This is a genomic window from Ruegeria sp. AF5, assembly GCF_056541905.1.
Map to the genome: position 1 here is coordinate 240,672 of NZ_JBQFYZ010000003.1, position 25,700 is coordinate 266,371.

At 56.9% G+C, this 25,700-nt stretch carries 30 protein-coding genes and 1 other RNA gene; 19 read left to right on the forward strand and 12 right to left on the reverse strand.

What is annotated here, in order from left to right; all coding sequences use genetic code 11:
- Positions 1-36 precede the first annotated feature (36 nt).
- Genes ACR0DS_RS07380 through fumC form a run of 3 tightly spaced genes read right to left on the reverse strand, consistent with a single transcriptional unit; the run spans position 37 to position 1,825 of the window.
- Positions 37-258, reverse strand: a complete 222-nt coding sequence (locus ACR0DS_RS07380; RefSeq protein WP_209504003.1) for a ribbon-helix-helix domain-containing protein — start codon at positions 256-258, stop codon at positions 37-39.
- The gene (locus tag ACR0DS_RS07385; protein ID WP_480558461.1) at positions 255-431 is read right to left on the reverse strand and encodes a DUF4169 family protein; all 177 of its coding nucleotides are present in this window, start codon (positions 429-431) and stop codon (positions 255-257) included. The genes ACR0DS_RS07380 and ACR0DS_RS07385 overlap by 4 nt, the downstream gene beginning before the upstream one ends.
- Complete coding sequence (gene fumC / locus ACR0DS_RS07390; RefSeq protein ID WP_480481058.1) at positions 431-1,825, reverse strand: class II fumarate hydratase; 1,395 nt, start codon at positions 1,823-1,825, stop codon at positions 431-433. Before fumC ends, ACR0DS_RS07385 begins: the two co-directional genes overlap by 1 nt.
- A gap of 206 nt (positions 1,826-2,031) precedes the next feature.
- On the opposite strand from fumC, the gene ACR0DS_RS07395 reads away from it, so the two are divergent.
- Complete coding sequence (locus ACR0DS_RS07395; protein WP_480481056.1) at positions 2,032-2,595, forward strand: hypothetical protein; 564 nt, start codon at positions 2,032-2,034, stop codon at positions 2,593-2,595.
- Between the two features lie 27 nt (positions 2,596-2,622).
- Here the strand turns inward: ACR0DS_RS07395 and ACR0DS_RS07400 are convergent, their stop codons facing one another.
- The 9 genes from ACR0DS_RS07400 to ACR0DS_RS07440 form a co-directional block, all read right to left on the reverse strand.
- On the reverse strand, positions 2,623-3,084 hold the full coding sequence (locus ACR0DS_RS07400; RefSeq protein WP_480558460.1) for an SspB family protein: 462 nt from the start codon (positions 3,082-3,084) through the stop codon (positions 2,623-2,625).
- A gap of 76 nt (positions 3,085-3,160) precedes the next feature.
- The gene (chrA, locus tag ACR0DS_RS07405) at positions 3,161-4,414 is read right to left on the reverse strand and encodes a chromate efflux transporter (RefSeq protein ID WP_480558458.1); all 1,254 of its coding nucleotides are present in this window, start codon (positions 4,412-4,414) and stop codon (positions 3,161-3,163) included.
- The gene (locus ACR0DS_RS07410; protein ID WP_480558456.1) at positions 4,411-5,226 is read right to left on the reverse strand and encodes a chromate resistance protein ChrB domain-containing protein; all 816 of its coding nucleotides are present in this window, start codon (positions 5,224-5,226) and stop codon (positions 4,411-4,413) included. Before ACR0DS_RS07410 ends, chrA begins: the two co-directional genes overlap by 4 nt.
- A gap of 131 nt (positions 5,227-5,357) precedes the next feature.
- Positions 5,358-5,789 (reverse strand): ester cyclase, encoded by a 432-nt coding sequence (locus ACR0DS_RS07415; RefSeq protein ID WP_209503996.1) that lies wholly within the window; start codon positions 5,787-5,789, stop codon positions 5,358-5,360.
- 99 nt (positions 5,790-5,888) lie between these two features.
- Positions 5,889-6,235, reverse strand: a transfer-messenger RNA (tmRNA) gene (gene ssrA, locus ACR0DS_RS07420).
- A gap of 36 nt (positions 6,236-6,271) precedes the next feature.
- Positions 6,272-6,634, reverse strand: a complete 363-nt coding sequence (locus ACR0DS_RS07425) for a DUF4345 family protein (RefSeq protein ID WP_480558454.1) — start codon at positions 6,632-6,634, stop codon at positions 6,272-6,274.
- Between the two features lie 65 nt (positions 6,635-6,699).
- Positions 6,700-7,350, reverse strand: coding sequence for a hypothetical protein (locus ACR0DS_RS07430; protein ID WP_480558452.1), 651 nt, complete (start codon positions 7,348-7,350; stop codon positions 6,700-6,702).
- Between the two features lie 13 nt (positions 7,351-7,363).
- Positions 7,364-8,764, reverse strand: a complete 1,401-nt coding sequence (locus ACR0DS_RS07435) for a selenium-binding protein SBP56-related protein (protein WP_480485705.1) — start codon at positions 8,762-8,764, stop codon at positions 7,364-7,366.
- Positions 8,765-8,881: 117 nt separating this feature from the next.
- Complete coding sequence (locus ACR0DS_RS07440; RefSeq protein WP_480485703.1) at positions 8,882-9,613, reverse strand: FadR/GntR family transcriptional regulator; 732 nt, start codon at positions 9,611-9,613, stop codon at positions 8,882-8,884.
- Positions 9,614-9,728: 115 nt separating this feature from the next.
- Between ACR0DS_RS07440 and ACR0DS_RS07445 the strand changes: the two genes are divergently transcribed.
- From ACR0DS_RS07445 to ACR0DS_RS07530, 18 genes are all read left to right on the forward strand, one after another.
- Entirely contained in the window at positions 9,729-10,493 is a 765-nt protein-coding gene (locus ACR0DS_RS07445; RefSeq protein ID WP_480558671.1) for a DUF2182 domain-containing protein, read from the forward strand.
- 4 nt (positions 10,494-10,497) lie between these two features.
- Positions 10,498-11,202, forward strand: coding sequence for a DUF1326 domain-containing protein (locus ACR0DS_RS07450; protein WP_209596177.1), 705 nt, complete (start codon positions 10,498-10,500; stop codon positions 11,200-11,202).
- Positions 11,203-11,356: 154 nt separating this feature from the next.
- Complete coding sequence (locus ACR0DS_RS07455; protein ID WP_480505256.1) at positions 11,357-11,491, forward strand: DinB family protein; 135 nt, start codon at positions 11,357-11,359, stop codon at positions 11,489-11,491.
- The gene (locus ACR0DS_RS07460) at positions 11,492-12,595 is read left to right on the forward strand and encodes a dimethylsulfoniopropionate demethylase (protein WP_480558450.1); all 1,104 of its coding nucleotides are present in this window, start codon (positions 11,492-11,494) and stop codon (positions 12,593-12,595) included.
- 106 nt (positions 12,596-12,701) lie between these two features.
- On the forward strand, positions 12,702-13,697 hold the full coding sequence (gene acuI / locus ACR0DS_RS07465) for an acryloyl-CoA reductase (protein ID WP_480558448.1): 996 nt from the start codon (positions 12,702-12,704) through the stop codon (positions 13,695-13,697).
- 181 nt (positions 13,698-13,878) lie between these two features.
- Positions 13,879-14,442: a ribosome recycling factor gene (gene frr, locus ACR0DS_RS07470; protein ID WP_480481034.1), complete on the forward strand. Its 564-nt coding sequence runs from the start codon at positions 13,879-13,881 to the stop codon at positions 14,440-14,442.
- Between the two features lie 9 nt (positions 14,443-14,451).
- Positions 14,452-15,183 (forward strand): isoprenyl transferase, encoded by a 732-nt coding sequence (locus ACR0DS_RS07475; protein ID WP_480472659.1) that lies wholly within the window; start codon positions 14,452-14,454, stop codon positions 15,181-15,183.
- The gene (locus tag ACR0DS_RS07480) at positions 15,180-15,962 is read left to right on the forward strand and encodes a phosphatidate cytidylyltransferase (protein WP_480481032.1); all 783 of its coding nucleotides are present in this window, start codon (positions 15,180-15,182) and stop codon (positions 15,960-15,962) included. Before ACR0DS_RS07475 ends, ACR0DS_RS07480 begins: the two co-directional genes overlap by 4 nt.
- Positions 15,962-17,134 (forward strand): 1-deoxy-D-xylulose-5-phosphate reductoisomerase, encoded by a 1,173-nt coding sequence (dxr, locus tag ACR0DS_RS07485; RefSeq protein ID WP_480481030.1) that lies wholly within the window; start codon positions 15,962-15,964, stop codon positions 17,132-17,134. Before ACR0DS_RS07480 ends, dxr begins: the two co-directional genes overlap by 1 nt.
- Before the next feature lie 4 nt (positions 17,135-17,138).
- Positions 17,139-18,491, forward strand: coding sequence for an RIP metalloprotease RseP (rseP, locus tag ACR0DS_RS07490; protein ID WP_480558446.1), 1,353 nt, complete (start codon positions 17,139-17,141; stop codon positions 18,489-18,491).
- 79 nt (positions 18,492-18,570) lie between these two features.
- On the forward strand, positions 18,571-18,699 hold the full coding sequence (locus ACR0DS_RS07495) for a hypothetical protein (protein WP_267364732.1): 129 nt from the start codon (positions 18,571-18,573) through the stop codon (positions 18,697-18,699).
- Between the two features lie 128 nt (positions 18,700-18,827).
- Positions 18,828-21,188, forward strand: coding sequence for an outer membrane protein assembly factor BamA (gene bamA, locus ACR0DS_RS07500; protein WP_267364733.1), 2,361 nt, complete (start codon positions 18,828-18,830; stop codon positions 21,186-21,188).
- A 6-nt stretch (positions 21,189-21,194) separates the two neighbouring features.
- Positions 21,195-21,773 (forward strand): OmpH/Skp family outer membrane protein, encoded by a 579-nt coding sequence (locus ACR0DS_RS07505; RefSeq protein WP_480616718.1) that lies wholly within the window; start codon positions 21,195-21,197, stop codon positions 21,771-21,773.
- Positions 21,774-21,846: 73 nt separating this feature from the next.
- Positions 21,847-22,320 carry a 3-hydroxyacyl-ACP dehydratase FabZ gene (fabZ, locus tag ACR0DS_RS07510; RefSeq protein WP_480558444.1) on the forward strand — a complete coding sequence of 158 codons (474 nt, stop codon included), beginning with the start codon at positions 21,847-21,849 and terminating at the stop codon, positions 22,318-22,320.
- Complete coding sequence (gene lpxA / locus ACR0DS_RS07515; RefSeq protein ID WP_480558442.1) at positions 22,317-23,102, forward strand: acyl-ACP--UDP-N-acetylglucosamine O-acyltransferase; 786 nt, start codon at positions 22,317-22,319, stop codon at positions 23,100-23,102. Before fabZ ends, lpxA begins: the two co-directional genes overlap by 4 nt.
- A 4-nt stretch (positions 23,103-23,106) precedes the next feature.
- Positions 23,107-23,901: an LpxI family protein gene (locus tag ACR0DS_RS07520; RefSeq protein ID WP_480558440.1), complete on the forward strand. Its 795-nt coding sequence runs from the start codon at positions 23,107-23,109 to the stop codon at positions 23,899-23,901.
- Positions 23,901-25,067, forward strand: a complete 1,167-nt coding sequence (gene lpxB / locus ACR0DS_RS07525; RefSeq protein ID WP_480558438.1) for a lipid-A-disaccharide synthase — start codon at positions 23,901-23,903, stop codon at positions 25,065-25,067. Before ACR0DS_RS07520 ends, lpxB begins: the two co-directional genes overlap by 1 nt.
- Positions 25,060-25,635 carry a hypothetical protein gene (locus tag ACR0DS_RS07530; protein ID WP_480558436.1) on the forward strand — a complete coding sequence of 192 codons (576 nt, stop codon included), beginning with the start codon at positions 25,060-25,062 and terminating at the stop codon, positions 25,633-25,635. The genes lpxB and ACR0DS_RS07530 overlap by 8 nt, the downstream gene beginning before the upstream one ends.
- Positions 25,636-25,700 lie beyond the last annotated feature (65 nt).

The following is a 25,700-nucleotide window of genomic DNA, read 5'->3' on the forward strand; positions in this document are numbered from 1 at the left end:
GGGACGTTACACCCAACAGCCAAGATCTGACAAGCGTTAAACCTTGTCTCGGTACCAGTTCAGAATAAACACGCGAATAGCCGAGGCCAATCCGGTTTCCGGGTCGCGGTCAACATCAATTTGCGCGGCCAGTGCATTGATTGGCTGATCTTTTTCTTTCGCAATGTCGCGAAATGCCCGCCAAAACTCATCTTCAAGCGAGACAGATGTCCGGTGTCCTTTGAGGGTCAATGAACGTTTTACCGGGCGGCCGCTCATTCATCCATCTCGTGATTGTCAAGGTCACGCCTCTGCTTGTCCTGCTGAAGCCTGACGATTGTTTTCTCGGACTTGGTGCGCCCAAAGGCGACGGCATTCTGGTCTGCGCGGGCCTTCTTTTCGGCCCGCGCCTTTTCTTTTCGATACCGGTTCAGGTTGACCGGCTTGCCCATCAGTCTTTCGGGCCGATCATCTGTTCGGGGCGCACAACGGCATCAAAGGTTGCCTCGTCCACAAACCCCAGCGCAATGGCTTCTTCCTTGAGGGTTGTGCCGTTCTTATGCGCGGTCTTGGCGACCGTGGTGGCGTTGTCATAGCCGATGGTCGGGGCCAGCGCCGTCACCAGCATCAGCGATTCCTTCATCAGCTTGTCGATGCGCGGCTCATTGGCCTTGATGCCCAGCAACATCCGCTCGGTAAAGCTGTCGGCAGCGTCGCCCAGCAACTGGATGGATTGCAACAGGTTGTAGGACATCATCGGGTTATAGACGTTCAGCTCGAAATGGCCCTGACTGCCTGCAAAATTCATCGCGGCGTTGTTGCCCATCACGTGCGCAGCAACCTGTGTCAGAGCCTCGGCCTGGGTCGGGTTCACCTTGCCGGGCATGATGGACGAGCCGGGCTCGTTCTCGGGCAGGATCAGTTCTCCAAGCCCCGAACGCGGGCCAGAGCCCAGGAAACGGATGTCGTTGGCGATCTTATAGCAGCTGCCCGCGATGGTCGCCAAAGCCCCGGACATAAAGACCATGGCGTCATGGGCGGCCAGCGCTTCGAACTTGTTCGGCGCGGTCACGAAGGGCAGGCCGGTGATCTGCGCCATATGGCCCGCAACCGCTTCGCCCCAACCGTTTTGGGTGTTCAGGCCGGTGCCTACGGCGGTGCCGCCTTGCGCCAGTTCGTAGATGCCGGGCAGCGCTGCGTGAACGCGTGCAATCCCCTGACGAATCTGGTGGGCATAACCGCTGAATTCCTGCCCCAGTGTCAGAGGCGTTGCATCCTGCGTATGAGTCCGGCCGATCTTGATGATGTCCTTGAACTCATCAGCCTTCTGCTCAAGACCAGAGGCCAGTTTTTCAAGCCCAGGCAAAAGGACGTCACGAACACTCATCGCTGTGGCGATGTGCATCGCGGTGGGAAAGGTGTCATTCGACGACTGACCCATGTTGCAGTGATCGTTCGGATGCACGGGGTCTTTTGAACCGATGACACCGCCCAGAATTTCGATGGCGCGGTTCGCGATGACCTCGTTCGAGTTCATGTTCGACTGGGTGCCGGAACCCGTCTGCCAGACGACCAGCGGAAAGTTGTCGTCAAACTTGCCTTCGATCACCTCACCCGCGGCCTGAATGATGGCATCGGCAATCCTGGCATCCAGTTTTCCGGTCGCCTTGTTCTCCATCGCGCAGGCTTGCTTGATCACGCCCAGCGCACGCACAATGGCAATGGGTTGTTTCTCCCAACCGATCGGGAAGTTCATGATCGAACGCTGCGTTTGCGCGCCCCAATACTTGTCGACAGGAACCTCGAGCGGGCCAAAGCTGTCGGATTCGGTGCGGGTCTGAGACATCTGTCACTCCGTCTGGTATGCTGTTGTATGCCGTTTAGCCGCAGCCAAGCTGTGACGCAATCGGCCAGTTGCGCGCACCTTAAACCCAAGGGCGTCAAAGGTATAGGCGCGGGGTGCGTCACTTTTATTGTTATCGTCGGGGAATGTGCCATTGTGCGCGGCCCCCTCTCAGCTACAATAGGTTCGTAGCCGCCTTGGAGGACAAGATGTCGAATTTCCATCGCATTACGCTTGAAAAAGCGATCGTGTTATTTGCTGTCTGTGCTTTGTGGCTGTCTGTTCTGGGCGCATCTGCGCGCGCCGCGGACATTACCCCGTTCCTGGGGGATTATGTGGGCTCGGCAAATGTCGTGGATGCGGACGGAACCTCAACCCCGCGGGATATGAGCGTTTCCATTTTCGAGACCAAAAACGGGTTCAACGTCAGCTGGCAAACCACGACCTACAAGCTGGACGGGCGGGTAAAAGAACAGCAGTTTTCCATCGACTTCGTGCCCTCGGACCGCCCGGATGTATTTTCGGCCGCAATGAAACGCAACGTGTTCGGTCATGAGGTTCCGCTGGATCCGATGAAAGGTGAACCCTTCGTCTGGGGGCGTATCGAAGGCGAAACGCTGACGGTGTTTTCATTGTTCATTGACGTGGACGGCGGATATGAATTGCAGCAGTTCGACCGAACCCTGGCCGAAGACGGGCTGAACCTGTCATTCTCGCGCTTCATAGACGGTCAGAAATCCCGATCTGTCGAAACATTTCTGATGAAACGCTGAACCCCGCGCAGGGCGGGGCTCAAAGACTTATTTGCGGAAGCTGTCCAGCGACACGACATCGGCGTCGTGATGCGCCTGTTCTTCCTCTTCGACTTCGATCAAGTCCTCTGCAACATAATCGTCCTCATCTTCGTCGTCCGGGCTTTCGAACCGCAGTCCAAATTCCACCGATGGATCGACAAAGGTCTTGATCGCGCCATAGGGGATGTAAAGCGGTTCCGGCGCGTCTCCGAAATTAAGGGTAATGGCGAATCCGTTCTCTCCGACCTCGAGGTTTTCAAACCAGTGCTGCATGACGATTGTCATTTCTTCCGGATACCGGTCGCGCAGCCAATCGGCGATATCCACGCCAACTTCGCGTGTGTCGAAGGTAATGAAAAAGTGATGCGCTCCGGGCAGACCGGATTTCGATACATCCGTCAGCACAGTCTTGATAAGCCCGCGCATGGCGGTGTGCATCAGGTTGCCATAGTCGATGCCTTGCGACATGTGTCATCCTCAAAAGTGGTTAAGCTCAGCATAGGGGTTTTGTTCGGAAACGAAAGGGCGGGTATGATCGGATTGATCAGATATTATGCGCAACCAGCCCTGCCAGTGACATCAGAACAAACACTGTTCCGATCCCCAATTTTAGTCGAAATATCAATATGCCAGCGATAAAGGTTAATGCAAGAGCCGGAATGTTCAGCGAAGACACTTGGGGCACGGGTATTGCCGCCGGACCCAAATTCATGTCTGGCACCGATTCGAAAAGAACGTTCAGGGCAAACCACACGGAAAGGTTGAGAATCACTCCGACAACAGCGGCGGTAATGCCGTGAAGGGCGGCAGACAGGCGGGGACGTGTGGCCAGACGGTCAAGGTAAGGGGCCGTCAGGAAAATCCACAGAAAGCAGGGCACAAACGTTGCCCATAGCGCAACAGCGCCCGCAGCAAGCGCCAGTGAGAATCCACCGTTGATCTGTCCTGCCAGCATGGCGACAAACTGTGTAACCAGTATCAATGGCCCAGGGGTGGTTTCAGCGAGCCCCAATCCATCGATCATCTGGTCTGCACTGATCCAGTGATACTGATCCACAACGGTTTGCGACATATAGGCCAGAACGGCATAGGCGCCGCCAAAGGTCACAACAGCCAGACGGGCAAAGAACCACCCCAGATCGCTGAGCAATTGATGGCCGCTGAGTGTTAACGCAACAAGCGGCCCCAGCCAAAGCGGCAACCAGACCGCTATCGTCCGGGTCGAACGGGCAAGGTGCGGCGTGTCCTGAACAGCGGTTGCCCCAATGGATCCATTATAACGCAAATACCCCCACAGGGCCGCGATCAGAATGATCAGCGGGAAGGGCAGGTTGAACAGAAAGATTGACAGAAACGACAGGCCTGCGATGACACGATGTTCCGTATCCGTCAGCGCCTTACCTGACAGCTTGCGCAGGGCTTGCAGGACGATCACGATGACGGTCGCCTTGATGCCAGTAAATGCGGATTGCACCAGTGGAATGTCGCCAAATGCTGAATAAAGCGCGACCAGAACAGTAATGACAAACGCCCCTGGCAAAACGAACAGGCTGCCCGCAATCAGCCCGCCCGCGACACCGCGCAAGCGCCAGCCTGCGTAGGTTGCCAATTGCATTGCCTCGGGACCGGGCAGCAACATGCACAAGGAAAGCGCGCGCAGATAGGTCTGTTCATCCAGCCAGGGCCTGCGCTCGACCAGTTCCTGATGCATCAGCGAGATCTGGGCAGCCGGGCCCCCAAATGACAACAGGCTGATCCGTCCGAATACCTTGAAAAGGTCCAGTGCCGTAGGTCTCATGCGCCATGACCCGATGGCCAGTCATGCTTTTCATCAAACCCGTTGCGTGCCCAGCGGAACAGGGCATCATAAAGGTGCAACCCGGCTTCAAGCTGAGCATGATCATCGCGATACTGGCGGGACAAACCGACCGAGAACGCCAGCAACCCAGCGGCTTCCGGGGCCAGATCATGCTGGTCGGTATCTGCAGCGCGAATGATCCGGGCCATACGCTCAAGCGCCTCGGTTCGCAGGTCAAATGCCCGGATCATCGTGTCAAATGTGCAGCCGCTGTCCTGATGCGTCCAAAATGTATCCGGAACGTCAAAGGGGGTGGCACCAAAGTGATCAACGACTCCCTGAACTTCTTCCGACGCGACGAAAAGGAACCGTGCATTGCGATCGACAAACCGGCGGATCAGCCAGGGGCAGGCGATACGGTCAATTTTGGGCCTTTGACGCGTAACCCACAATGTGCTGCCGTCAATGCGCGCCGGCAGAATCGACTGTGGGACCAACGGCGCCTCGCGCTGTTCGTGCCACCCTTCAAACCCGCCTTCCAGATGTTCGGTGTTTTTGCCCATCCCGCGCAGCCAGGACGCCACCCCTTGGCTGAGCTTTTTGCCCTTGTGGCAGATAATTACACAAGGGTCGTCGCCAATCAGACGACTCATCGCGTCAAGTTCCGTGTGCGGGCAGCGAGTTGATCCCGGTATCAGCCGCGGATCCTCACTGAAATCCGCGTCGGTGCGTATGTCGATCAGAACCGGCGCCCGAGGCGTTCCGATCAATCGGCTCAATTGGGTTGGTGTGATGGCGTTAAGAGCAGCCATAGCATGTCTCCTTTAGTCAGTCGGATCCATGCGAAGCTTGGGCTGACGCCTCACGGGGTGTTCGCAAGCTGACCCCCTGCGTCAGTGCTACCGCGCAAGAACGTAGGGGGTCAAGTTTGCGGTTTGAACCGTCAGGCCCAGTCGAGCCGCTGACCGGTCATGCACACGGGAAGGGTGTCGGCGGGAAACTGACCCATCTCTTCAAAAAACGAGATGAAATCGAAATGATTATATGCCTCGACCATCTTGTTGTTTTTGAACCGGGCCATGACCTGACCGGTCACCTCCAAAGGGGCACCATTATCGGCCCGGCACGTCTGCACATGCAGGATTGCGGATACCCAATCGCCATTCTCGATGATCTTGGGCAAATCCACCTTGATATCCCCCAAGACATGGCGAAACGCCGTGACGAGATCCCGAAAATCGTCCGCACCCACCTGCATTTCGGGGATCAGCCCCTCGGCCATGGTTTCTGGCGCAAAGAACTGATCGATTGCCTCGGTGTTTCCGTTTTCCCAAACCTCAGAATACCAGGATCTGAGTATCTCTGAATTCGTCATCCCAACGCTCCTGTCCAACTGCGAACACGATGGCAAAAAGGAATGAACAAACTCTGAATCTGCGCAAAGGCGGCGTAAATCTCAGACATATTGGGGGGAAGTGCAGGTTTCTGTTGCCAGGTACCTGCGAACCCCGCCTTACGCGGCTAGGCGCAAGGACTTAAGTTTCGGTCTTGTTACTGCTTACGCAGCAACTGCAACCGGAGCACGATTGTCGTTTGCAATTGTACTGTTTTCGCCGGTAACGGTGGCAGACAGCCGAGACAAAGCTTACCCCTTTAGACGTTCGTCGATCCTGTTTCGGCCCCGTGATCCTCAAACGAAGGATTTTGGTGGAGCCGCCGGGTACCGCCCCCGGGTCCGATCCGCTTATTACGAGCGCGTTTATGTCCATAGTCCCGAAGGACACCTCATATATAGGTGAGGAGAGCTGCGGATGCAAACCCGGATTACACATCTTTGTTGGCTTTAATTACAGAGCGTTACGCGGCCCTATTGAAGTTTGCGGCGATCAACCATATCGCCAGAACCAGTTCGATTCCTCCAAAAGTCGCTGCCTTCAAAAAAGGCGGGTTATCCAGCGCCAGTGACAGGAAGCGGCCCAGTGCGGCACCGGCATAGGCAATGCCCAGCATCGTGTAGGCCATCGGAGCATTCAGCCAGATGACAGCAATGCCCGAGACGACAAACAGCCCTCCGACCGAAGCGCGCAGTTCGCTCAGACCCATGGTGCTGTTGGTGGGTGCCAGATCCAGCGCGTTGGCGGTATGAACTGGCGCCAGAAAGCCGAACAGGCCAAAACCGATTGTCAGCAACGCGGCAATGACATTCAGGGTCGTGATCATCCGGGCCTCATTGAATTGTAATATCAGCACCTAAAGATAGTGTGTTACGGCCCAAAGGAAAGCGATTAAACCGCCGACCACAGCCCCAAAAGACCAACCAAAACAAGGCTGAGAGCCCAGATGAGTTCAAGGTTGAACCAGCTGCGGGACAGGAAACGCAGCCCCAGCCAACGATAAACAGCGAAGGCCAGAAACCCTCCGCCCAGAACCATGGCGGCGGTGTGCAAGGCCGCAACTCCCAGAACCAGCAGACCGTTTGTTGTCATGATTTTGGAGATCGCCTGATGACCGGCATCCAGTTCATCCAACTGGCACAGACCAAGATAGATCGGAACCAGCATAAGGGCGGCCCCGTGGGCAAGCGCCACGAGAAACGACCACAGCGCCAGTTTGCTGGGTGGTATGCGCGACAGAAAACGGGGGTGACGGCGGGTGATCGCACCGTAAAGCCCCATCGCGATGACAATCAACGCAGCCCCGATGCGGATTTCCCGTTGATTGTCGACCAGAACGGCCATCAGCGCAAAAGGCAGAAGGACACCCAGCATGGCAACAAAATGCCCGCCGGCCAAAGCCGCCAGCGCGCGCCAGAGAGCGGATTGGCGCTGCTCCATCAGGGCCGAGGAAACCGCCAGCGGCCAGCCCATCCCGGGGTTCAGCCCGTGATACGCGCCGCTCAGAACAACGGCCAGCCAAAGGCCAGCCGTTGATGTCATCAGAATCTCCAATTCAGACCGAGGGGTAGCAGAAACTGTCGGTTGAACAATCTCCGCCCTCCAGCCGGATTTGGTGGCTGCGATATCCTTTGGGGAAATCGACCCAGAACTTCGGGTCCAAAACCAGCCCGCCATTGTCGCCGACATCCGCCTTGACCATGGCCGCGCCGCCTTCTTCGGGATAGAACTGATCATCCCACGTGGAATAAAGCGAATTGGTCCAATAGACGCGTTTACCATCGCGGCTGATCTCGACCATTTGCGGGCCATAGCCAAAGGTCTGACCGTTCGGATGTTTGGTCTTTTTGACAATCCCTCCGATTTCGACCTTCCCGGCAAGGGTCGGGTTCATCGGATCGGACACATCATATTGATGCATCTCACCGGTGCCCCAGCAGGCGACATAAAGGTATTTGTCATCCAGGCTCAGGTCGATATCGGTGACCAGTGGCGGTACAGCGGCAAACCCCTTGAGAAGATCAGGAAGATCATCAGGATCAGCGGGTTGCGGGTCGATGGTGATCGTTTTCTTGGCTTCGAACGTGCCATCGTCGTTGCGCCACCACGTAAAGATTGCGCCTTGCAGGTTGGTTGTATCAACGACAACGCCGCAGAACCCGTATTGTTTAACCGGGTCATGCGCGGGCCGGATTTCCAGCGCCATCTGGTGGTTTTCGCCCAGATCGATGGTCTGAATATTGGTCCGGTTGCGCAGGTTCCAGAAATGGATTCGATGACCGTATTTGTTCGAAAGCAGATCCTCGGCCACCAGCCCGTTTTCAAATTGCGGGGGAAGGCCCCATTCGGAACTGACCATGTAATCGCGCGGCAGATTCCACCAGAAATCATAGTGCTTGTCCTGCACGCCGCGCTCGATCTCATAGCGCCCGATGATCTCGAAGGTTTCACAATCCATGATGAAAATACCTGGAGGGCCATCGGTGCCGTCCGCGCCGCCGCCGCCCAGCGTGCTGACATAGATGCCTTCCGGCCCGCAATGAATCGTGTGCGGTCGTGAATACCCGGTTTTGTCAAAGACTTCCTCGGGCTCGATGATCTTATGAATCTTCGCCTCAAGCGGGTTCTTTACATCGATGATATATATCCGGCTGGAACGGATGCCGGGGATAATCAGATAGCGTCGTTCCAGAAAGGCATGACCGCTGAGCGGAGACAGCGACGAGGAACAGGCATTCCAACCGAAATGGTGAAACTCGTCGCCTTTTTCGGGCATGATCACCTGGTGCACGATCTTCCCGAAATCGGCCGAGGTCGGATCGACATTCACAACTGCCAGCCCGTCAGGTTGCGAAAAATCGGGGCTGAGCATCAGCGTGAATGCAAGCGTTTCAGCGGGGCCTTCCATCGCCAGCTTGGCCGACGGATAAAAGGTTGGGTCCGGTCTTTTGTTCATAACGTCCTCCCGTAAATCATTGTCATTCAATTCTTATTGAGAGTTCCGGTCTTGGCGCCGGATGACATTCTGCCTGCTCGTACCTCTGCCTTTGAAAGTATGTTTCCGTCTAAGCCTTCAGGCCGGTTTGCGTTTGCGTTCGGCCACATCGTGGGCCAGTTGCTGTGTGTAATGCTCCAGGTCGACCAACGCCGTGTCGACAATATCTGCGTCTCTGGCTTCAAGCGCGTCCGCAATTCTGGTGTGCAATGCGATGATTTCTTCGCGCGACCGAGCTGTGAAGGTAATCATGTTCATCAAAGGTTGCATCGCCTCGACCGCGCCAGCCAGTTGATAGGACAGGACCGGGTTGTCGGCCCCGTCTACCAGGGCCCTGTGAAAGGTGACGTCTGAGGCACAAAACGCCTCATCCGTCAGACCGGGCTGGGACTGGCGAAAGATTTCCGCCCGCATCGTGGCAAGCTGATCCGCCGTTCGTCTTTGGGCAGACAGGGGGGCACAGGCCCGTTCCAGCGCATAGCGGGCCTCGCAGGCCGTATCAAAGCTGACCGCGTTCATCGACAGCAGCAGGGTCGAGGTCGTGATCTGCTGCGAATAGGCATCTTCGAAACTCAGACGGTTTACGAACGCACCTCCGGTTGCGCCACGCTGCGTGCGGATCAGGGATTGCGCCGCCAGTCGTTTCAAAGCCTCACGCACAGTTGGGCGCGAGACTTGAAATTGCTCGGAAAGTTCCGCTTCCGAGGGTAGGCGCGCATCCACGATCAACTCGCCTGAGACAATCGCGTCCCGGATGGCTTGTGCAATCTGGGCAGACAGGTCGGCGGTTTTCCGAGGCGCTATTTTCATATTCAGAAGACCCTGAGTAAATTTTTATTTGTCTGACATTTAAAAGTCTGACATTTGAAAAGCAAGAGAGTTGAGTCGGGAGGCCGAAGTGAGTCGTACTTGGCTGCGCAGCGGAATGTGGCTGGGCTTTTATGTCCTGATCCTGTGGGCATGGTGGGTCATGTTCGCGATGGGCCGCGACATGGACTTGGACCTGATCGGTCGTCCGGGGCCTATGGGGCAGGCGATGGCTGCGATGGACCCGCGCATGGACATGTACATGCCGATGGCCGAGTTTGGCACGCTGTTCTGGATGTGGGCGATCATGATGGCCGCCATGATGCTGCCGACGCTTGTGCCAACCCTGCGCAGTTATGACGACCTGATCCGCAGTGCCAATGGCACCCGTGCCGGGTGGCTGGGTGTGCTTGCAGGGTATTCCTTGGTTTGGGTCGGGTTTGCGGCTGTGATCGCGGGAACGCAACTGGCTTTGCTGTTTGGTGGCGTGATCGACATGCTGGGCATTGCCAGATCCGGCTGGGTTGCGGGCGGGTTGATGATCGCGGTTGGCGCGTTTCAGTTCTCGCGCGCCAAAGAGGTCTGCCATGGCGTGTGCCACGCCCCGATGACCTATTTCCTGGGCCATTGGAAAACCGGATTTGCGGGCGGCGTTCGCATGGGACTGGGCCTTGGTACCTTCTGCGTCGGATGCTGCTGGGGTTTCATGGCGCTGGGTTTTGTAGGCGGCGTCATGAGCCTGTTGTGGATGGGTCTTGCGACCCTGTTCATGGTTTTGGAAAAACTTCCCCAGATCGGGCATGCTGTAACCCGACCGGTGGGAGTTGCATTGATTGCGGGCGGTCTTTTCCTGCTCGTCTACCCTATTAGCTACGGAGGATAAGCCAATGGCTAAGAACAGAAAACCAGATGCCGACCGGTTGCCCGTCAGCCAGCGTATCGACAGCCGGATGCCCAATCCCAAGCGGCGCGAGATGAGCCCGACGGACTGGGCCATCAAGGGGGAGTTGATCCTGAACTGCTCGTGCGATGTGTTCTGTCCCTGCGTCGTTTCACTGGGCGCGCACCCTCCGACCGAAGGGCATTGTCATGCCTGGATGGGTATTATCGTTGATGAGGGCCATTACGAGGGCGAGGACCTGTCGGGTCTGAATGTCGGCCTGCTGGTCGATATTCCCGGCCGGATGGGTGAAGGCCAGTGGAAAGTGGCGGCTTACGTAGATGAACGCGCCAGCGGCAAAGCCTATAACGGGCTGCTGCAAATCTTCAGCGGGCAGGCGGGCGGCACCACCGGTCTGTTCACCATGCTCGTCAGTGAAATCATCGGGGCCGAACGGGCGCCGGTTCAGATCGAGCGTGACGGCACCAAACGTCGCATCATGATAGGTCGCAAGATTCAGGGTGAGATCGAGATGCTGGCAGGCAAAGACCCCGAGCATCCCGTGATGGTTTCAAACTCAAAATACTGGATGGGTCCTGACATCATCGTGGCGCGTGGCACCAAGTCGAAAGTGCGCGACTACGGGCGCGTTTGGGATTTTGGCGGCAAGTCCGCTGAGATTTGCCCGATTGATTGGCACGGGCCCAAATGATGATCACAGGCGCGTTTGCGCAAGATGTGGCGCGCCAAAAACACTGGCAAAACTCGCAGTTGGCCGAGTTTCTGCATTAGCTGTCGCATCAGGAACTGACCTGTTTATCGGGCCAATCTCCTGTTGCTTAGTCGTAAAAGAGGTCGATGTCACAATGCCTTACGAAAACTATGTGATCCATTTCTTCAACCATCAGACCCACCACCGGGGTCAAATGCGCAAGATGCTGACCGAAGTTGGGTCGCAAGCGCCCGTCAGCGATATCGTCTTTATGCCCAAGGAGGTTTGAATGCCGCAGATTTCCGCCTCTCGCCGCTTGCGGCGCACACCGTTTTCAGAAGGGGTCGAGGCCGCAGGGGTCAAAGGATACACGGTTTATAACCGTATGCTGTTGCCCACGGTCTTCGAAAGCGTCGAAGCCGATTACCGGCATCTGAAATCCCATGTGCAGGTCTGGGATGTCGCGTGCGAGCGGCAGATCGAGCTGCGCGGACCGGACGCCGCGCGCCTGATGCAGATGCTGACCCCGCGCGATTTGCGGGGAATGCTGCCGGGGCAATGTTTCTATGTCCCCATCGTGGATGAAACCGGCGGTATGCTGAATGACCCGGTTGCGGTAAAACTGTCCGAAGACCGCTGGTGGATTTCAATCGCTGACAGCGATCTGTTGTTGTGGGTCAAGGGAATCGCCGTTGGATATCGTCTGGATGTGCTGGTGGACGAACCGGATGTGTCACCTCTTGCTGTTCAGGGTCCCAAAGCTGACGATCTGATGGCGCGTGTCTTTGGCGACCGGGTGCGCGACATCCGGTTCTTCAAATTCGATATGTTCCAGTTTGAAGGTCGCGATCTGGCTGTGGCGCGATCCGGTTATTCCAAACAGGGCGGGTTCGAGATTTATGTGGAAGGCAGCGATATCGGCATGCCCCTGTGGAACGCTCTGTTTGCGGCAGGGGAAGATTTGCAGGTGCGCGCCGGATGCCCGAACCTGATCGAACGGATTGAAGGCGGTCTGCTGTCCTATGGCAATGACATGACCGACGACAACACCCCGCATGAGTGCGGTCTGGGCAAGTTCTGCAACACACATACCGCGATTGGCTGTATCGGCAGGGACGCGTTGCTGCGTGTGGCCAAGGAGGGGCCCGTTCAGCAAATCCGCCCCATCGCCATTGCGGGCGATCCGGTGCCTGGCTGCGACCGTCCATGGGACCTTTACGGCGACGGCAAGCGTGTGGGGCAGGTGACCTCGGCCGCGTGGTCACCCGATTTCAACACCAACGTAGCCATTGGCATGGTACGCCTGAGCCATTGGGATGCGGGAACGGAGCTGGACGTGGAAACGCCAGATGGGATGCGCCGCGCGACCGTGCAGTCGCATTTCTGGATTTAAAGGGGGGTTTTGGGGGCGCTGCCCCCGTCGCTGCGCGACTCCCCCGGGATATTTGGGGCCAGGTGAAGCAGCGGGCCGGTTACAGAAACACGAAAGGAATTGAGAGATGTTCAATGCACTTGTGATGGACAAGGACGAAGAAAGCGGTTTGGCGAGCGCGTCGGTCAGGCAGCTTACGCTGGATGATCTGCCGCATGGCGACGTCACGGTCGCGGTTGAATATTCCACAGTGAACTACAAGGACGGTCTGTGTCTGTCCCCCAAGGGGGGCGGTTTGGTGCGGGCGTATCCGCATGTCCCCGGAATTGATTATGCCGGTACTGTCGAGGCATCGACCGATGCGCGTTACAAGCCGGGTGACAAGGTTGTTCTGACCGGGTGGCGGGTAGGCGAGGCGCATTGGGGTGGTTATTCGCAGAAAGCCAGTGCCAAGGCGGACTGGCTGGTTCCTCTGCCGGATGGGCTTGATACCCGGCAGGCGATGGCTGTTGGTACCGCCGGGTTTACCGCGATGCTGTCCGTGATGGCGTTGGAGGATCACGGGCTGACCCCCGATCGCGGCCCGGTTCTGGTAACCGGGGCGGCCGGTGGTGTCGGGTCGGTGGCCACTGCCATTCTGGGTCATCTCGGCTATCAGGTGGCTGCCGTGACCGGGCGACCCGAAACCGGAGATTATCTGAAATCGCTGGGTGCAACGACAATAGTGCCCCGTGATGAGCTGAATGAGACTACCAAGCGCCCGTTGGAAAGTGAAACCTGGGCAGGCTGCGTGGATGCCGTGGGCGGTGCGATGCTGGCGCGTGTGCTTGGGCAAATGAAATACGGCTGCTCGGTCGCGGCCGTGGGTCTGGCGGGCGGTGCGGCGTTGCCTGCAACGGTGATTCCCTTCCTGCTGCGCGGTGTGAATCTTTTGGGCATCGACAGCGTGATGCAGCCCTATGAAAACCGGGTTCGTGCCTGGAAAAGAATCGCCACCGACCTGCCCATGGACAAGCTTGAGTCGATGGTTCAACCGGCGGCCTTGTCTGATCTTCCGCAACTGGGTGCCGATATCCTGAAAGGGCAGGTCAAAGGGCGCGTTGTTGTCGATGTGAATGCCTGAGCGCAGATGACAGCCTAAACCCGATACGATGCCGTGTCGGGTTTTGCGAAGGCGTGTTTGGTACAAAATGATCGCAACACCTCTGGCCATTGGTACAAAACCGCCTCATGATTGCTATACATCCCAAATGTGATGGCGTAAGACCCATCCAAAGAGTACCTGAATACGGGGAGTGAGCAGCATGTCTGACGACTTCGAACTGGACACCGATGACCTGAAACGCCGTATGGATGGCGCAATGGCCAATCTGAGAACCGAATTTGCCTCGCTGAGAACCGGGCGCGCCTCGGCCTCGATGCTGGAACCTGTCATGGTCGACGCGTATGGCTCGATGACACCGATCAACCAGGTGGGCACCGTCAACGTGCCAGAGCCGCGCATGGTCACTATAAATGTGTGGGATAAGTCATTGGTAGGAAAGGTTGAAAAGGCCATTCGCGAAAGCGGATTGGGCATCAACCCACAGCTGAACGGCACAATCATAATGCTGCCGATTCCCGAGTTGAACGAAGAGCGTCGCCGTGAACTGGGCAAGGTCGCTGGCCAATATGCGGAAAGCGCCCGGATCGCGATCCGCAATGTGCGCCGGGACGGCATGGATCAGATCAAGAAGGCAAAAGCGGATGGTATGTCTGAAGACGACCAGAAGCTTTGGGAAAGCGAAGTGCAGGATCTCACGGATGCGATGATCAAGGCGGTCGATGCGGCGCTTGAAACCAAGCAAACTGAAATCATGCAGGTCTGATCTGGTCTGATGCCGAAAGATCCCCAAACCGATCCGGTCTGCGGCCCGCGCCATGTCGCTATCATCATGGATGGCAATGGCCGTTGGGCGCAGGCGCGTGGTCGCCCCAGGTTGTTTGGGCACCATGCCGGTGCGCGGCGTGTTCGCGAGGTTGTCGAGGCCTGCCCGCATCTGGGGATCAAGTATCTGACAGTGTTTGCATTCTCGACCGAGAACTGGAAACGAACGCAGGTTGAGGTAGCCGGGTTGATGAGCCTGTTTCGGCGCTACATCATCAAGGAGACACGGACCCTGGCGGACAATGGCATCCGGGTTCGGTTCATAGGTGATCGGGTACGGTTGGATTCGAAACTGATCGAATTGATGGATTCACTGGAAGAGGAAACCAAGGACAACGACCTTGTTCATCTGACGGTCGCCCTGAACTATGGCGGTCGGGACGAGGTGGCGCGCGCCACCAAACGTCTCGCGCGGGATGTGGCCGACGGGCGGCTTAAACCCGAGGATGTGGATGAAGAAACGTTACCTAAGTACCTGGACACGCGCGTTCTTCCGGATCCTGACCTTGTCATTCGCACCAGTGGAGAAGCACGGATTTCGAACTTTCTGCTGTGGCAGTCCGCCTATTCCGAGTACGAATTCATAGATACCTTGTGGCCGGATTTCACTGCCGCAGAACTCGAAAGGCTTTGTCGCAACTATGGGGCCAGAGAGCGTCGGTACGGGGCGGTTCTGGCATGAGTGATGGCCGGTGGTCTGATCTGACGAGCCGGGTCCTTTCTGCCGCCGTTCTGGTTGCAATAGGGGCCATCGAAGTCTGGCTTGGCGGTCTCTGGTTCGAGGTCTTCATTGCGGCTGCTTGTGGCCTGATGACCTGGGAACTGGTTCGGATGATTGACCCTGAAAGCCAGGGTGTGGCCGTCCAGTTGGGCGTTCTGACTGCGTTTGCCGTTATCCTCAGCTACCACCTGCCAGCGCTGTACACGCTCCCGGTCGTGCTTGCGCCGGCTTTGGTGGGTATGGGACAGATCAGCCGCTCGAAACCCCTGTACGGAATGTTCGCGGTCTGGATTGTTGCGGCTGGTCTGGGTTTCATTTCCATTCGCGAAAACTCGGGTTTTGGCTGGATGGTCTGGCTGATCGCGGTGGTGGTTGCCACCGATGTGGCGGGCTATTTTGTGGGTAAAATGGTCGGTGGACCCAAGTTCTGGCCAAAGGTCAGCCCCAAGAAAACATGGTCGGGAACGGCAGGCGGATGGGCTGCCGCGGCCTGTGTCGGTATCGTCTTCGCAAGCCACGCGGGTTTCGGGTTTGCCTTTGTTGTTGTTTCCGTTCTCGCATCAATGGCCAGTCAGGCGGGTGACATAATCGAAAGCGCGATCAAACGTAAATTCGGGGTCAAGGACAGTTCAAATCTGATCCCCGGCCATGGCGGCTTTCTGGATCGGTTCGACGGCATGATGGGGGCTGCGGTGTTTGTTCTGATCGCAGGGCTTTTGTACACGCCGGGTGAGATGTAATGCGACGGATTTCCGTTCTTGGGGCCACGGGTTCGATCGGGCAAAACACGCTTGATCTGATTTCGCGTAAACCCGAAGACTATGATGTGGTGGCCCTTACAGGCGGCGCAAATATTCGACAACTTGCCGATGACGCTCGTCGGTTGCGCGCTGATCTGGCTGTCACGGCACACGAAGACAGGTTGGAGGATTTGCGTGCCGCACTGGCCGGAAGTGGGGTCGAAGCGGCGGCCGGGCCGCGTGCGATCGCCGAGGCCGCAGCGCGCCCGGCGGACTGGGTCATGTCAGCCATCGTCGGAGCAGCGGGCCTTGCGCCTGGGATCGAAGCCCTGAAACAAGGAACAACACTGGCCTTGGCCAACAAGGAAACATTGGTCTGCGCAGGATCATTGGTTCTGGACACTGCAAAAAACCATGGCGCGCGTTTGCTTCCTGTCGACAGTGAACATTCGGCGGTGTTTCAGGCATTGGTTGGTGAAGATATCGACGCTGTCGAGAGGGTGATTATCACCGCAAGTGGCGGAGCGTTCCGCGATTGGCCGCTGAAGGATTTGGCAAACGCCACCGTCGAACAAGCGTCCAGCCATCCGAATTGGGATATGGGCCAGCGGATCACAATCGACAGTGCCTCGATGTTCAACAAGGCGCTGGAAGTCATAGAAACAAAAGAATATTTCGGAGTTTCCCCGGATCAGATCGAAGTTTTGGTTCATCCCGAATCCATTGTCCATGCAATGGTCGGGTTTCGGGATGGCGCGATGATGGCACATATGGGCGCCCCCGATATGCGCCACGCCATTGGGTATGCGTTGCACTGGCCCGACAGGCAGGAGCTGCCGGTTCAGCGGCTGGACCTCGCAAAGCTGGGACAGCTGCGCTTTAACGAACCGGATCTGACACGCTATCCAGCCCTGAAACTCGCCTGGGACGTGATGCAGCGTGGTGGGCTGGCTGGCGCAGTATTCAATGCCGCCAAGGAACGCGCGCTGGATCACTTCATTGCGGGCCGGATCGGCTTTCTTGATATGGCGGATACCGTTTCTGCCGTATTGGACAGGTTTGACGCAACGGGTGGCCTTATTGATGCCCCGATGACACTTGATAACGTGCAGCAAACCGACCATCTGGCACGTCAGTGGGTCGATAACACTGTGATGGAACGAGCAGGATAGAAATTTGGACGTACTTTCGCTGATCCCGCAATTCGGCAATCTGCTGTGGACGATTGTTGCCTTTGTTATTGCGCTGTCGGTCATTGTGGCCGTGCATGAATATGGCCATTACATTGTGGGCCGGTGGTCTGGTATCCATGCCGAAGTCTTTTCACTCGGGTTTGGGCCGGTGCTCTGGAGCCGCAAAGATAAACGCGGAACCAAGTGGCAGATCGCAGCGTTGCCTTTTGGTGGATACGTGAAATTTCTGGGCGATGCCAATGCGGCCTCGGGCAAGGATGAAGAGGCGATGGAAGACATCGCGACCCAAAATCCTGAGGAGTTGCGCCGCACCATGCACGGCGCCCCGCTATGGGCACGGGCAGCAACTGTCGCGGCTGGCCCGGTCTTTAATTTCGCCATGTCCATTCTGGTTTTTGGCCTGATCTTCTGGTCACAGGGCGTGTCGCGTGAACCCCTGACCGTTGGCGCGTTGCAGCCTTTGCCAGGCACCGTGCAGGAATTGCGCGAGGGAGATGTGATTACGGCTATCGCCGGTCGTCCGACACCGGACTATGACGAAGAAGTCGCATGGAAGGAGTTCATCGATCAGCTGCCTGTTCAACCGGTTCTGGATTATTCCGTGATCCGCGATGGCCAACCCCTTGAGGTTCAGGCCCCCTGGATGCTTCCGCCGCTGATCCGTCAGGTTGCTCCGCGTAGCGCGGCTATGGATATCCAACTGAAGCAAGGGGATGTCATCACCTCGGTCAATGGTGAACCGATCTTTGCCTTCGAACAGCTAAAGGATCATGTCGAAGGATCGGACGGCCGCGTCTTGCTGCTTGAAGTCTGGCGGGATGGGTCCGAGTTGGAATTTGCCCTGGCGCCCCGGCGCACGGATGAACCGCAGCCTGATGGTGGTTTTGTCACCCATTGGCGCATCGGAATCGTCGGCGGCATGATGCTTGAGCCTGCAACCGTACCGGCTGGTCTTTTCGATTCCCTAAAGGGCGGTGTCATCCAGACTGGACGCATCATCGAAGGGTCCTTATCCGGCATGTGGCACATGGTGACGGGTGCAATCAGCACCTGCAACATCTCGGGGCCAATCGGAATTGCCGAAACCTCGGGGGCGATGGCCAGCCAGGGGGCACAGAATTTTATCTTCTTCATTGCTGTCCTGTCGACGGCGGTCGGGTTGTTGAACCTGTTTCCCATTCCGGCGCTGGATGGCGGACATCTCGTCTTCTACGCCTACGAGGCCATTGCCGGGAAACCGCCCAGCGACCGGGCGATGCGCATACTCATGGGCATTGGAATTTCGATCATTCTGACCCTGATGCTGTTTTCGGTCAGCAACGACCTGTTCTGCTGAATGTGGCGGCTGGAGCAGATTCCAGCCGCATTACCGCCATATTTCAGCGCTACAATATTCCCGTCTAAAGGGAACAGTCATGTCCAAAACGCTGAAAAAATCGTATCAAAGCTTTAGCTTCCTCTTCATGTTGAATTGGGATGTTATGTTGAGTTTTGCCGTTACAGCGTTGGCGATGGCTGGGGCCGCCTATCTGGCGGGAATGTGATTCTCGGGAAAATCGTAGGTCTGTTGTCGCGAAGCCGTCTGCCTAACTGCTTCGATATCGCCTTTTGACAAGCTCATTCAATCCCGTTACTCAGCATTAAAGTCTCAAAATTCTGGGTAGAGCATAAAATGACTGACAGGCGAGACGCAGGCACATCCTGCGGGGGGCATATGCCGACAAACAATATTTTGTGGCAGGCGCTAACGGTTTTTTTCCTTTTTGTTGCGGTAAGTTTACTGGCGTTTCCGCATGCGGCATCGGCGCAAAACTACACAATCAACTCGTTCGATGTTGAGGGGAACCGCCGGATCGAAACCGGAACAATTATCGCTCGGACCGGAATCGAACCGGGCCAGACTGTAACTGCCGGGCAGCTTAATGATGCCTATCAGCGTTTGCTTGACAGTGGTGTATTTGAGACAGTTGAACTGACGCCGCGCGGCACGACTCTGGTCATTCAGGTCCAGGAATATCCAACGATCAACCAGATCAGCATCGAAGGGAACGCTCGCGTCAAAGACGACGTTCTTCTGGACGTGATCTCGTCGCAACCCCGCCGGGTCTTTACGCCACAGGCGGCCGAAGCAGACGCCGACACCATTGCCGAAGTGTATTCCGCCCAGGGTCGCGTCGCGGCAACCGTTATTCCTCGCATTATCCGTCGCAGCGACAACCGGGTTGATCTGGTCTTTGAAGTGGCAGAAGGCACGACCATTGAGGTCGAGCGCGTCAGCTTTGTCGGCAACCGCGCCTATTCGGACCGCCGGTTGCGCCGGGTTCTGGAAACCAAGCAGGCAACCTTCCTGCGGACATTCTTCCGCAACGACACGTTTATCGGCGACCGCATTGAATTCGACAAACAGGTCATTCGCGATTTCTACCTTTCGCGGGGCTATATCGATTTCCGTGTGAACAGCGCCAACGTCGAATTTACCCGCGAACGGGATGCGTTCTTTCTGGTGATGAACGTCACCGAAGGTCAGAAGTTCTCGTTTGGAAAGATCACGACGGTTAGTGAAATCGCCGGCGTTGATGCAGCGCCTTATCAGGATGTGCTGAAAATCAAACCGGGCGTGACGTATACGCCGACGCTGGTGGAAAACTCGATCGCGCGGCAAGAACGCCTTGGGTTGAAACAGGGTGTCGATTTCCTGCGGGTTGAACCGCGTGTGACGCGCAATGACCGTGATCTTACCCTGGACATTGAATTTGTTCTGACGAAAGGTCCGCGGATTTTTGTTGAACGGATCGATATCGAAGGCAACACCACCACGCTGGACCGTGTGATCCGCCGCCAGTTTGACACTGTAGAAGGTGACCCCTTCAACCCGCGTGAAATCCGTCAGGCCGCGGAACGCATCAATGCGCTTGGGTTCTTTGCAGTTGCGGAGGTCGAGCCTCGGGAAGGATCGTCACCCAGCCAGGTCATTCTGGATGTGGATGTCGAGGAACAGCCTACAGGTTCGCTGAGCCTTGGCGGCAGCTACTCGGTCACAGACGGCTTCGGGATTGCAATCGGCCTGAACGAGGCAAACTTCCTGGGACGCGGTCAGAATCTTGGTGTTTCGATCTCGACAGCACAGGATTCAGAACAGTACACGATTAACTTTACCGAACCCTATTTGCTGGGCCGAAAGCTGCGTTTCGATCTTGGACTGGGACTGTCGGCAACCAATTCCGGCTTTGCCAGCTACGACACGAGCTCGTTGTTCTTCACACCTCAGCTGACCTATGCAATCGGTGAACTGTCCGCTCTTCGTCTGCGCTATGGCTGGGACCGCAGCGAGATGACGCAACAAAGCAATCAGACCAATGGCGCAGTGATCGCATCCGAGATCGCACAAGGCAAACGGACGTCCAGTTCACTGGGACTGTCCTACATTTATGACAGCCGGATTGGTGGTCTGGACCCGAATTCTGGTGTTCTGTTCGAGGTAGGCGTCGACGCGGCGGGCCTTGGCGGTGATAACAAGTATTTCAAAACCACTGCGCGCGGTATCGCTCAAACGCGGGTCTGGAATGAAGAAGTGGTACTACGGGCCACATTGGAGCTGGGTGCGTTGAATTGGAGTGGAAATGACTTCAGCCGCACCGTCGACCGTTTTGTGTTGGGGCCTCGTACTTTCCGCGGTTTTGAGCCTGCGGGTCTTGGCCCGCGTGATTTGTCCAATGGTCAGGACGATGCCATCGGCGGCAACTATTACTGGGTCGCGCGTTTTGAAACCGATTTCCCCTTGGGTCTGCCCGAGGAACTGGGCCTGCGGGGCGGTCTGTTCTATGACGTTGGAAACCTTTACAACATCAACGATGTGAACACCGCTGGCGCAAATATCGTTGGTGCAGACGGGTCCATTCGTCACGTAATCGGCATCTCGGTCTTGTGGGAAACGCCGTTTGGACCTTTGCAGTTCAACTTCTCGAAGGCTCTGAAAAAGGAGACGTTCGACAAGGAACAGAACTTTGACCTGACCATTCAGGCCCGGTTCTGATCTGCGATGACGAACAGGTTCTTTACCTTGATACAGGGCCCGCTTTGGGCCCTGTGTGCATTTATGATGCTGTTTCAGGCCCCTTCGGCTGATGCGCAGCAGCTAGGTGTTCCGCAAGCCAGCGTGGTTACGTTGTCCGGTGAGCAGCTGTTCAAGAATTCCGCATTTGGGCAACGTGTATTGCGCGAGATCGAAAAAGAAAGCGCGATGCTTGCGGAAGAAAATGAACGGATTGTCGCGGAACTCAGCCGAGAAGAAAAAGACCTGACCGAAAAGCGTGCGACCATGCCAGCGGAGGAGTTTCGCCCGCTGGCCGAAGCGTTCGATGTCAAGGTTCAGTCCCATCGAGACGGACAAAGGGCAAAGCTGGACGCGCTGGCACGTCGTAGCGAGGAAGCGCAGCAAACGTTTTTTGAAATTGTTCGCCCGATCCTTGTTGATTTGCTACGCGAATTCGGGGCCAGCGTGATCATCGAACGCTCCAATGTCGTTGTAAGCACGTCAGATATCACCGAGGCCGCGATAATCCGCGTGAACACGGCAATTGGCGATGGCAGCGGGTTGCAAAAGGACACAAGCGAATAGGTTCGCTTGCCCTTGCGAGGCTGTATTGCTAACCACGCTGAAAAAGAAACATTCAGAACGGGATACCTGAATCATGACAACGGAACCCAAAAGCGCCGATATTCAGTTGATCCAAAGGATCCTGCCGCATCGTTATCCGTTTTTGCTGGTCGACAAGGTGGTGGACATCTCTGGCTATCAATCAGCCCGAGGTATCAAGAACGTCACCATGAACGAGCCGCATTTCCAGGGCCACTTCCCGGGAACACCGATCATGCCGGGTGTTACCATCGTCGAGGCGATGGCGCAGACAGCAGGCGTAATGCTGGGCGTGGGTATGGATGTCATCGACACCGAGTTGCTGATCTATTTCATGAGCATCGACAAATGCAAATTCCGCAGGAAAGTTGTTCCTGGCGACGTCCTGGAAATGCATGTCGAAACGGTTCGCGGCAAGAAAGGTGGCAAGCTTTTCAAATTCAACGGCCGCGCAACTGTTGAAGGTGAAGTGGCCGCCGAGGCAGAATTCTCGGCCTATGTCGATTGGGATATGGAAAAAACAACATGAGCGGTATCCACCCCAGCGCGATTATCGAAGACGGGGCGCAGATCGGGCAGGATTGCGTCATCGGTCCTTTTAGCTATGTGGGCGCCAATGTAAAACTGGCTGATCGGGTCGAACTGAAGTCTCATGTCGTTGTGACCGGTGACACATCGATTGGCGAAGACACCGTGATCTTTAATTTTTCGGTGATCGGTGAGATTCCGCAGGACCTGAAATTTGGCGGTGAAAACACGCGCCTTGAAATCGGTCAGCGCAACCGCATTCGCGAGCACGTGACGATCAATACCGGGACCGAAGGTGGCGGCGGTGTAACCCGGATCGGGGATGATTGCCTGCTGATGGCAGGTGTTCATGTGGCCCATGACGTGCAGATCGGCAACCGGGTTATCATGGTGAACCACGCAGGGGCAGCTGGTCACTGCATCGTCGAGGATGATGTGATCGTCGGTGGCATTTCGGGCCTGCACCAGTGGGTGCGTGTTGGTCGCGGGGCGATCATCGGTGCGCTCACCATGGTGCCAAAGGACGTCATTCCCTACGGTTTGGTACAAGCCTCCCGGGGTGAGCTTGAAGGTCTGAACCTCGTGGGTCTCAAGCGTAAAGGTGTTTCGCGCGAAGACATCTCGGCGTTGCGTGCCGCGTTCAAGGAGCTGTCTGAAGGCGATGGAACATTCATGGATCGCGCCTACCGTCTTGGTCAGGGTAACGACAGCGACTATGTGCAGCGGATCGTTGATTTTGTCACCGGACACAGCGATCGGTCGTTCCTGACACCGAGGAAATAGGAACATGCTTGCGTTGATTGCGGGAACCGGGGCACTGCCGACCGAATTGGTTGCCCAACTGGCGGAACGTCCGCTGATCTGCGCGATGGAAGGGTTCCTGCCGGATGATCTGGTCGCAGATATCGTGTTTCCGCTTGAACAGCTTGGCAGTTTTATTGCCGGGCTTCAGGCGAAGGGCGTGACCGAGATTTGTATGGCCGGCGCAGTTCGGCGCCCGAAGGTTGATCCTAAACGTATTGACGCGGCGACGATGCCATTGGTTCCGGTGATCCAGCAGGCCATGCTGTCGGGTGATGACGGAGCATTGCGGGCTGTCATTGGCCTGTTGGAAGGCGCAGGATTGCGGGTGTGCGCCGCGCATGAAATCGCCCCTGGCCTGTTGCCGCCTTTGGGCTGTCTGACTGATGTGCACCCATCCGAGAGTGATATGGCAGATGCAGACCGCGCTGCCGGAATTCTGCGGGCCATGGGGGCTGTGGATATTGGTCAGGCCTGTGCAGTCTCAAAAGGGCAGGTGTTGGCAATCGAAGGCATCTTTGGAACCGCCTGGATGCTTCAATCCCTGACGCAACGCCCGGACGCGGGGGGCGGCATACTGTTCAAAGGCCCAAAGCCCGATCAAGATCGGCGTGCTGATCTGCCGGCCATCGGGCCAGATACCGTCACGGATGCGGTCGCGGCAGGCTTGTCTGGCATCGTTCTGGAAAAGGGCGGTGTGTTGGTTTTGGACAAAGAACAGGTCATCGCCGAATGTAACCGCCTTGGGCTGTTCCTGTATATTCGCGAGCGGGCGGTCTGATGCGCGTCTTTCTGGTCGCCGGTGAACCTTCGGGCGACCGGCTGGGCGGCGCGTTGATGGAGGGGCTGAAAACACTGATCCCCGATATTGAATTCGACGGCGTGGGCGGACCATTGATGGCGGCTCAGGGGCTGACCAGCCGGTTTCCGATGTCGGAACTTTCGGTGATGGGTTTGATCGAGGTTCTGCCGAAGTTTTTCCACCTCAAGCGTCGAATCTCGGAGACCGCGCAAGCAGTGTTGGACACGCGGCCGGACGTTCTGATCACCATCGACAGCCCCGATTTCAGCCTGCGTGTCGCCAAAATCGTCAAAGTCGCCAGTGATATCCGCACCGTGCATTACGTCGCGCCCAGTGTCTGGGCCTGGCGTCCGGGGCGAGCGGACAAAATGGCAAAGGTCATCGACCATGTGCTGGCACTGCTTCCGTTTGAGCCGCCATACATGGAGCGGGCAGGGATGGAGTGCGACTTTGTCGGCCACCCTGTTGCCAGCGAACCGACGGCAACACAGGCCGAGATTGCGGCCTTCCGGAGCAGGTACGACCTAGGGGATGCACCTGTCCTGCTGGCTCTGCCCGGATCGCGCCGGGGTGAGATCGAACGTCTGGCAGACACGTTCGGTGAGGCATTGCGGCTGTTTTTGACGGACCATCCCAGTTATCGTGTCGTGGTTCCAACCGTGGGTGCGACAACTGACCTGGTCAACGCTCTGACGCAAAGCTGGCCGGGCGCACCAATAGTGCTCGACCCGCGACAAATGGGGGCCGGGCAAGCCACGGTCGAAAAACGCGCGGCTTTTGGCACGGCATGTATCGCGCTGGCCGCTTCGGGTACGGTTTCTTTGGAACTGGCGGCGCAGAATACACCTATGGTGATCGCCTACAAACTCAATTGGCTGACCCAGAAAATGGCCGAACGCATGGTCAAGCTGGACACTGTTACATTGGTCAATCTGGTATCTGAAACACGCGCCGTGCCTGAATGCCTGCTGAACGATTGCCAGCCAGACAAGATCGCCAAAGCCCTGCATGATGTGACCAATGCCCCTGACGCTCAGCAACTCGCGATGAACCTGACAATGGAACGGTTGGGGCGCGGAGGAGAAGCTCCGGGGTTGCGGGCGGCACGAGCTGTGCTGGACAGAATGCAGATTAAGCATGCTTGATCACACGCTGTTCGCCGCTTCAGCCGGGGTTGCCATGATATCCACCAATCTGGACAATTTCGCCGTCCTACTGGGTTTGATATTGGTGATTGAGCAACGCCGCGCCATCATTGGCTTTGCCGTCGCGCAGACAATTGTTCTGACATTGGCCATGACTGTCGCATTGGGTGTTGACCAGAGCGGCGCACCGTTTTGGATCGGGTTTCTGGGTCTTGTACCACTGGCCTTTGGTTCGCGCGGAATCTGGCGGCAGTTTTTCGGGGCCAATTCTGAAGGAACCGAGGTAAAAGGGGCCGTAACATCGGTGGTTACCCTGTTCCTGAGCCTGTCGATTGACAGTTTCGCAGTCATGACACCGCTATTGGCGGAGTCTGCCCCTTCATACCGTGTTGCCGCCTTGATCGGCGCAGCACTGGCCGCTTCAGTTCTGGTCGTAGTTGCCGCCTGGGGCGCACCTCGGGCTAAAAGCCTTGGGCCACGCGTCGCCCGTATGGATCGGATCGCCCCATATATCATGGTCTGCGTCGGGCTTTACATCCTCTTCAATTCGCCCACGGATGCCCTGTAACAGGCCTGTTTCGGCATTCCGTCTCGGGTTTGTTATCCGAGACCGTCTGTTGCAGCGGTGCGGAC

Bases quoted from the DNA above. Each gene is read 5' to 3' on its own strand.
- ACR0DS_RS07380 (WP_209504003.1), bottom strand. From the start codon at position 258: ATGAGCGGCCGCCCGGTAAAACGTTCATTGACCCTCAAAGGACACCGG.
- ACR0DS_RS07385 (WP_480558461.1), bottom strand. From the start codon at position 431: ATGGGCAAGCCGGTCAACCTGAACCGGTATCGAAAAGAAAAGGCGCGG.
- fumC (WP_480481058.1), bottom strand. From the start codon at position 1,825: ATGTCTCAGACCCGCACCGAATCCGACAGCTTTGGCCCGCTCGAGGTT.
- ACR0DS_RS07395 (WP_480481056.1), top strand. From the start codon at position 2,032: ATGTCGAATTTCCATCGCATTACGCTTGAAAAAGCGATCGTGTTATTT.
- ACR0DS_RS07400 (WP_480558460.1), bottom strand. From the start codon at position 3,084: ATGTCGCAAGGCATCGACTATGGCAACCTGATGCACACCGCCATGCGC.
- chrA (WP_480558458.1), bottom strand. From the start codon at position 4,414: ATGAGACCTACGGCACTGGACCTTTTCAAGGTATTCGGACGGATCAGC.
- ACR0DS_RS07410 (WP_480558456.1), bottom strand. From the start codon at position 5,226: ATGGCTGCTCTTAACGCCATCACACCAACCCAATTGAGCCGATTGATC.
- ACR0DS_RS07415 (WP_209503996.1), bottom strand. From the start codon at position 5,789: ATGACGAATTCAGAGATACTCAGATCCTGGTATTCTGAGGTTTGGGAA.
- ACR0DS_RS07425 (WP_480558454.1), bottom strand. From the start codon at position 6,634: ATGATCACGACCCTGAATGTCATTGCCGCGTTGCTGACAATCGGTTTT.
- ACR0DS_RS07430 (WP_480558452.1), bottom strand. From the start codon at position 7,350: ATGACATCAACGGCTGGCCTTTGGCTGGCCGTTGTTCTGAGCGGCGCG.
- ACR0DS_RS07435 (WP_480485705.1), bottom strand. From the start codon at position 8,764: ATGAACAAAAGACCGGACCCAACCTTTTATCCGTCGGCCAAGCTGGCG.
- ACR0DS_RS07440 (WP_480485703.1), bottom strand. From the start codon at position 9,613: ATGAAAATAGCGCCTCGGAAAACCGCCGACCTGTCTGCCCAGATTGCA.
- ACR0DS_RS07445 (WP_480558671.1), top strand. From the start codon at position 9,729: ATGTGGCTGGGCTTTTATGTCCTGATCCTGTGGGCATGGTGGGTCATG.
- ACR0DS_RS07450 (WP_209596177.1), top strand. From the start codon at position 10,498: ATGGCTAAGAACAGAAAACCAGATGCCGACCGGTTGCCCGTCAGCCAG.
- ACR0DS_RS07455 (WP_480505256.1), top strand. From the start codon at position 11,357: ATGCCTTACGAAAACTATGTGATCCATTTCTTCAACCATCAGACCCAC.
- ACR0DS_RS07460 (WP_480558450.1), top strand. From the start codon at position 11,492: ATGCCGCAGATTTCCGCCTCTCGCCGCTTGCGGCGCACACCGTTTTCA.
- acuI (WP_480558448.1), top strand. From the start codon at position 12,702: ATGTTCAATGCACTTGTGATGGACAAGGACGAAGAAAGCGGTTTGGCG.
- frr (WP_480481034.1), top strand. From the start codon at position 13,879: ATGTCTGACGACTTCGAACTGGACACCGATGACCTGAAACGCCGTATG.
- ACR0DS_RS07475 (WP_480472659.1), top strand. From the start codon at position 14,452: ATGCCGAAAGATCCCCAAACCGATCCGGTCTGCGGCCCGCGCCATGTC.
- ACR0DS_RS07480 (WP_480481032.1), top strand. From the start codon at position 15,180: ATGAGTGATGGCCGGTGGTCTGATCTGACGAGCCGGGTCCTTTCTGCC.
- dxr (WP_480481030.1), top strand. From the start codon at position 15,962: ATGCGACGGATTTCCGTTCTTGGGGCCACGGGTTCGATCGGGCAAAAC.
- ACR0DS_RS07495 (WP_267364732.1), top strand. From the start codon at position 18,571: ATGTCCAAAACGCTGAAAAAATCGTATCAAAGCTTTAGCTTCCTCTTC.
- bamA (WP_267364733.1), top strand. From the start codon at position 18,828: ATGACTGACAGGCGAGACGCAGGCACATCCTGCGGGGGGCATATGCCG.
- ACR0DS_RS07505 (WP_480616718.1), top strand. From the start codon at position 21,195: ATGACGAACAGGTTCTTTACCTTGATACAGGGCCCGCTTTGGGCCCTG.
- fabZ (WP_480558444.1), top strand. From the start codon at position 21,847: ATGACAACGGAACCCAAAAGCGCCGATATTCAGTTGATCCAAAGGATC.
- lpxA (WP_480558442.1), top strand. From the start codon at position 22,317: ATGAGCGGTATCCACCCCAGCGCGATTATCGAAGACGGGGCGCAGATC.
- ACR0DS_RS07520 (WP_480558440.1), top strand. From the start codon at position 23,107: ATGCTTGCGTTGATTGCGGGAACCGGGGCACTGCCGACCGAATTGGTT.
- lpxB (WP_480558438.1), top strand. From the start codon at position 23,901: ATGCGCGTCTTTCTGGTCGCCGGTGAACCTTCGGGCGACCGGCTGGGC.
- ACR0DS_RS07530 (WP_480558436.1), top strand. From the start codon at position 25,060: ATGCTTGATCACACGCTGTTCGCCGCTTCAGCCGGGGTTGCCATGATA.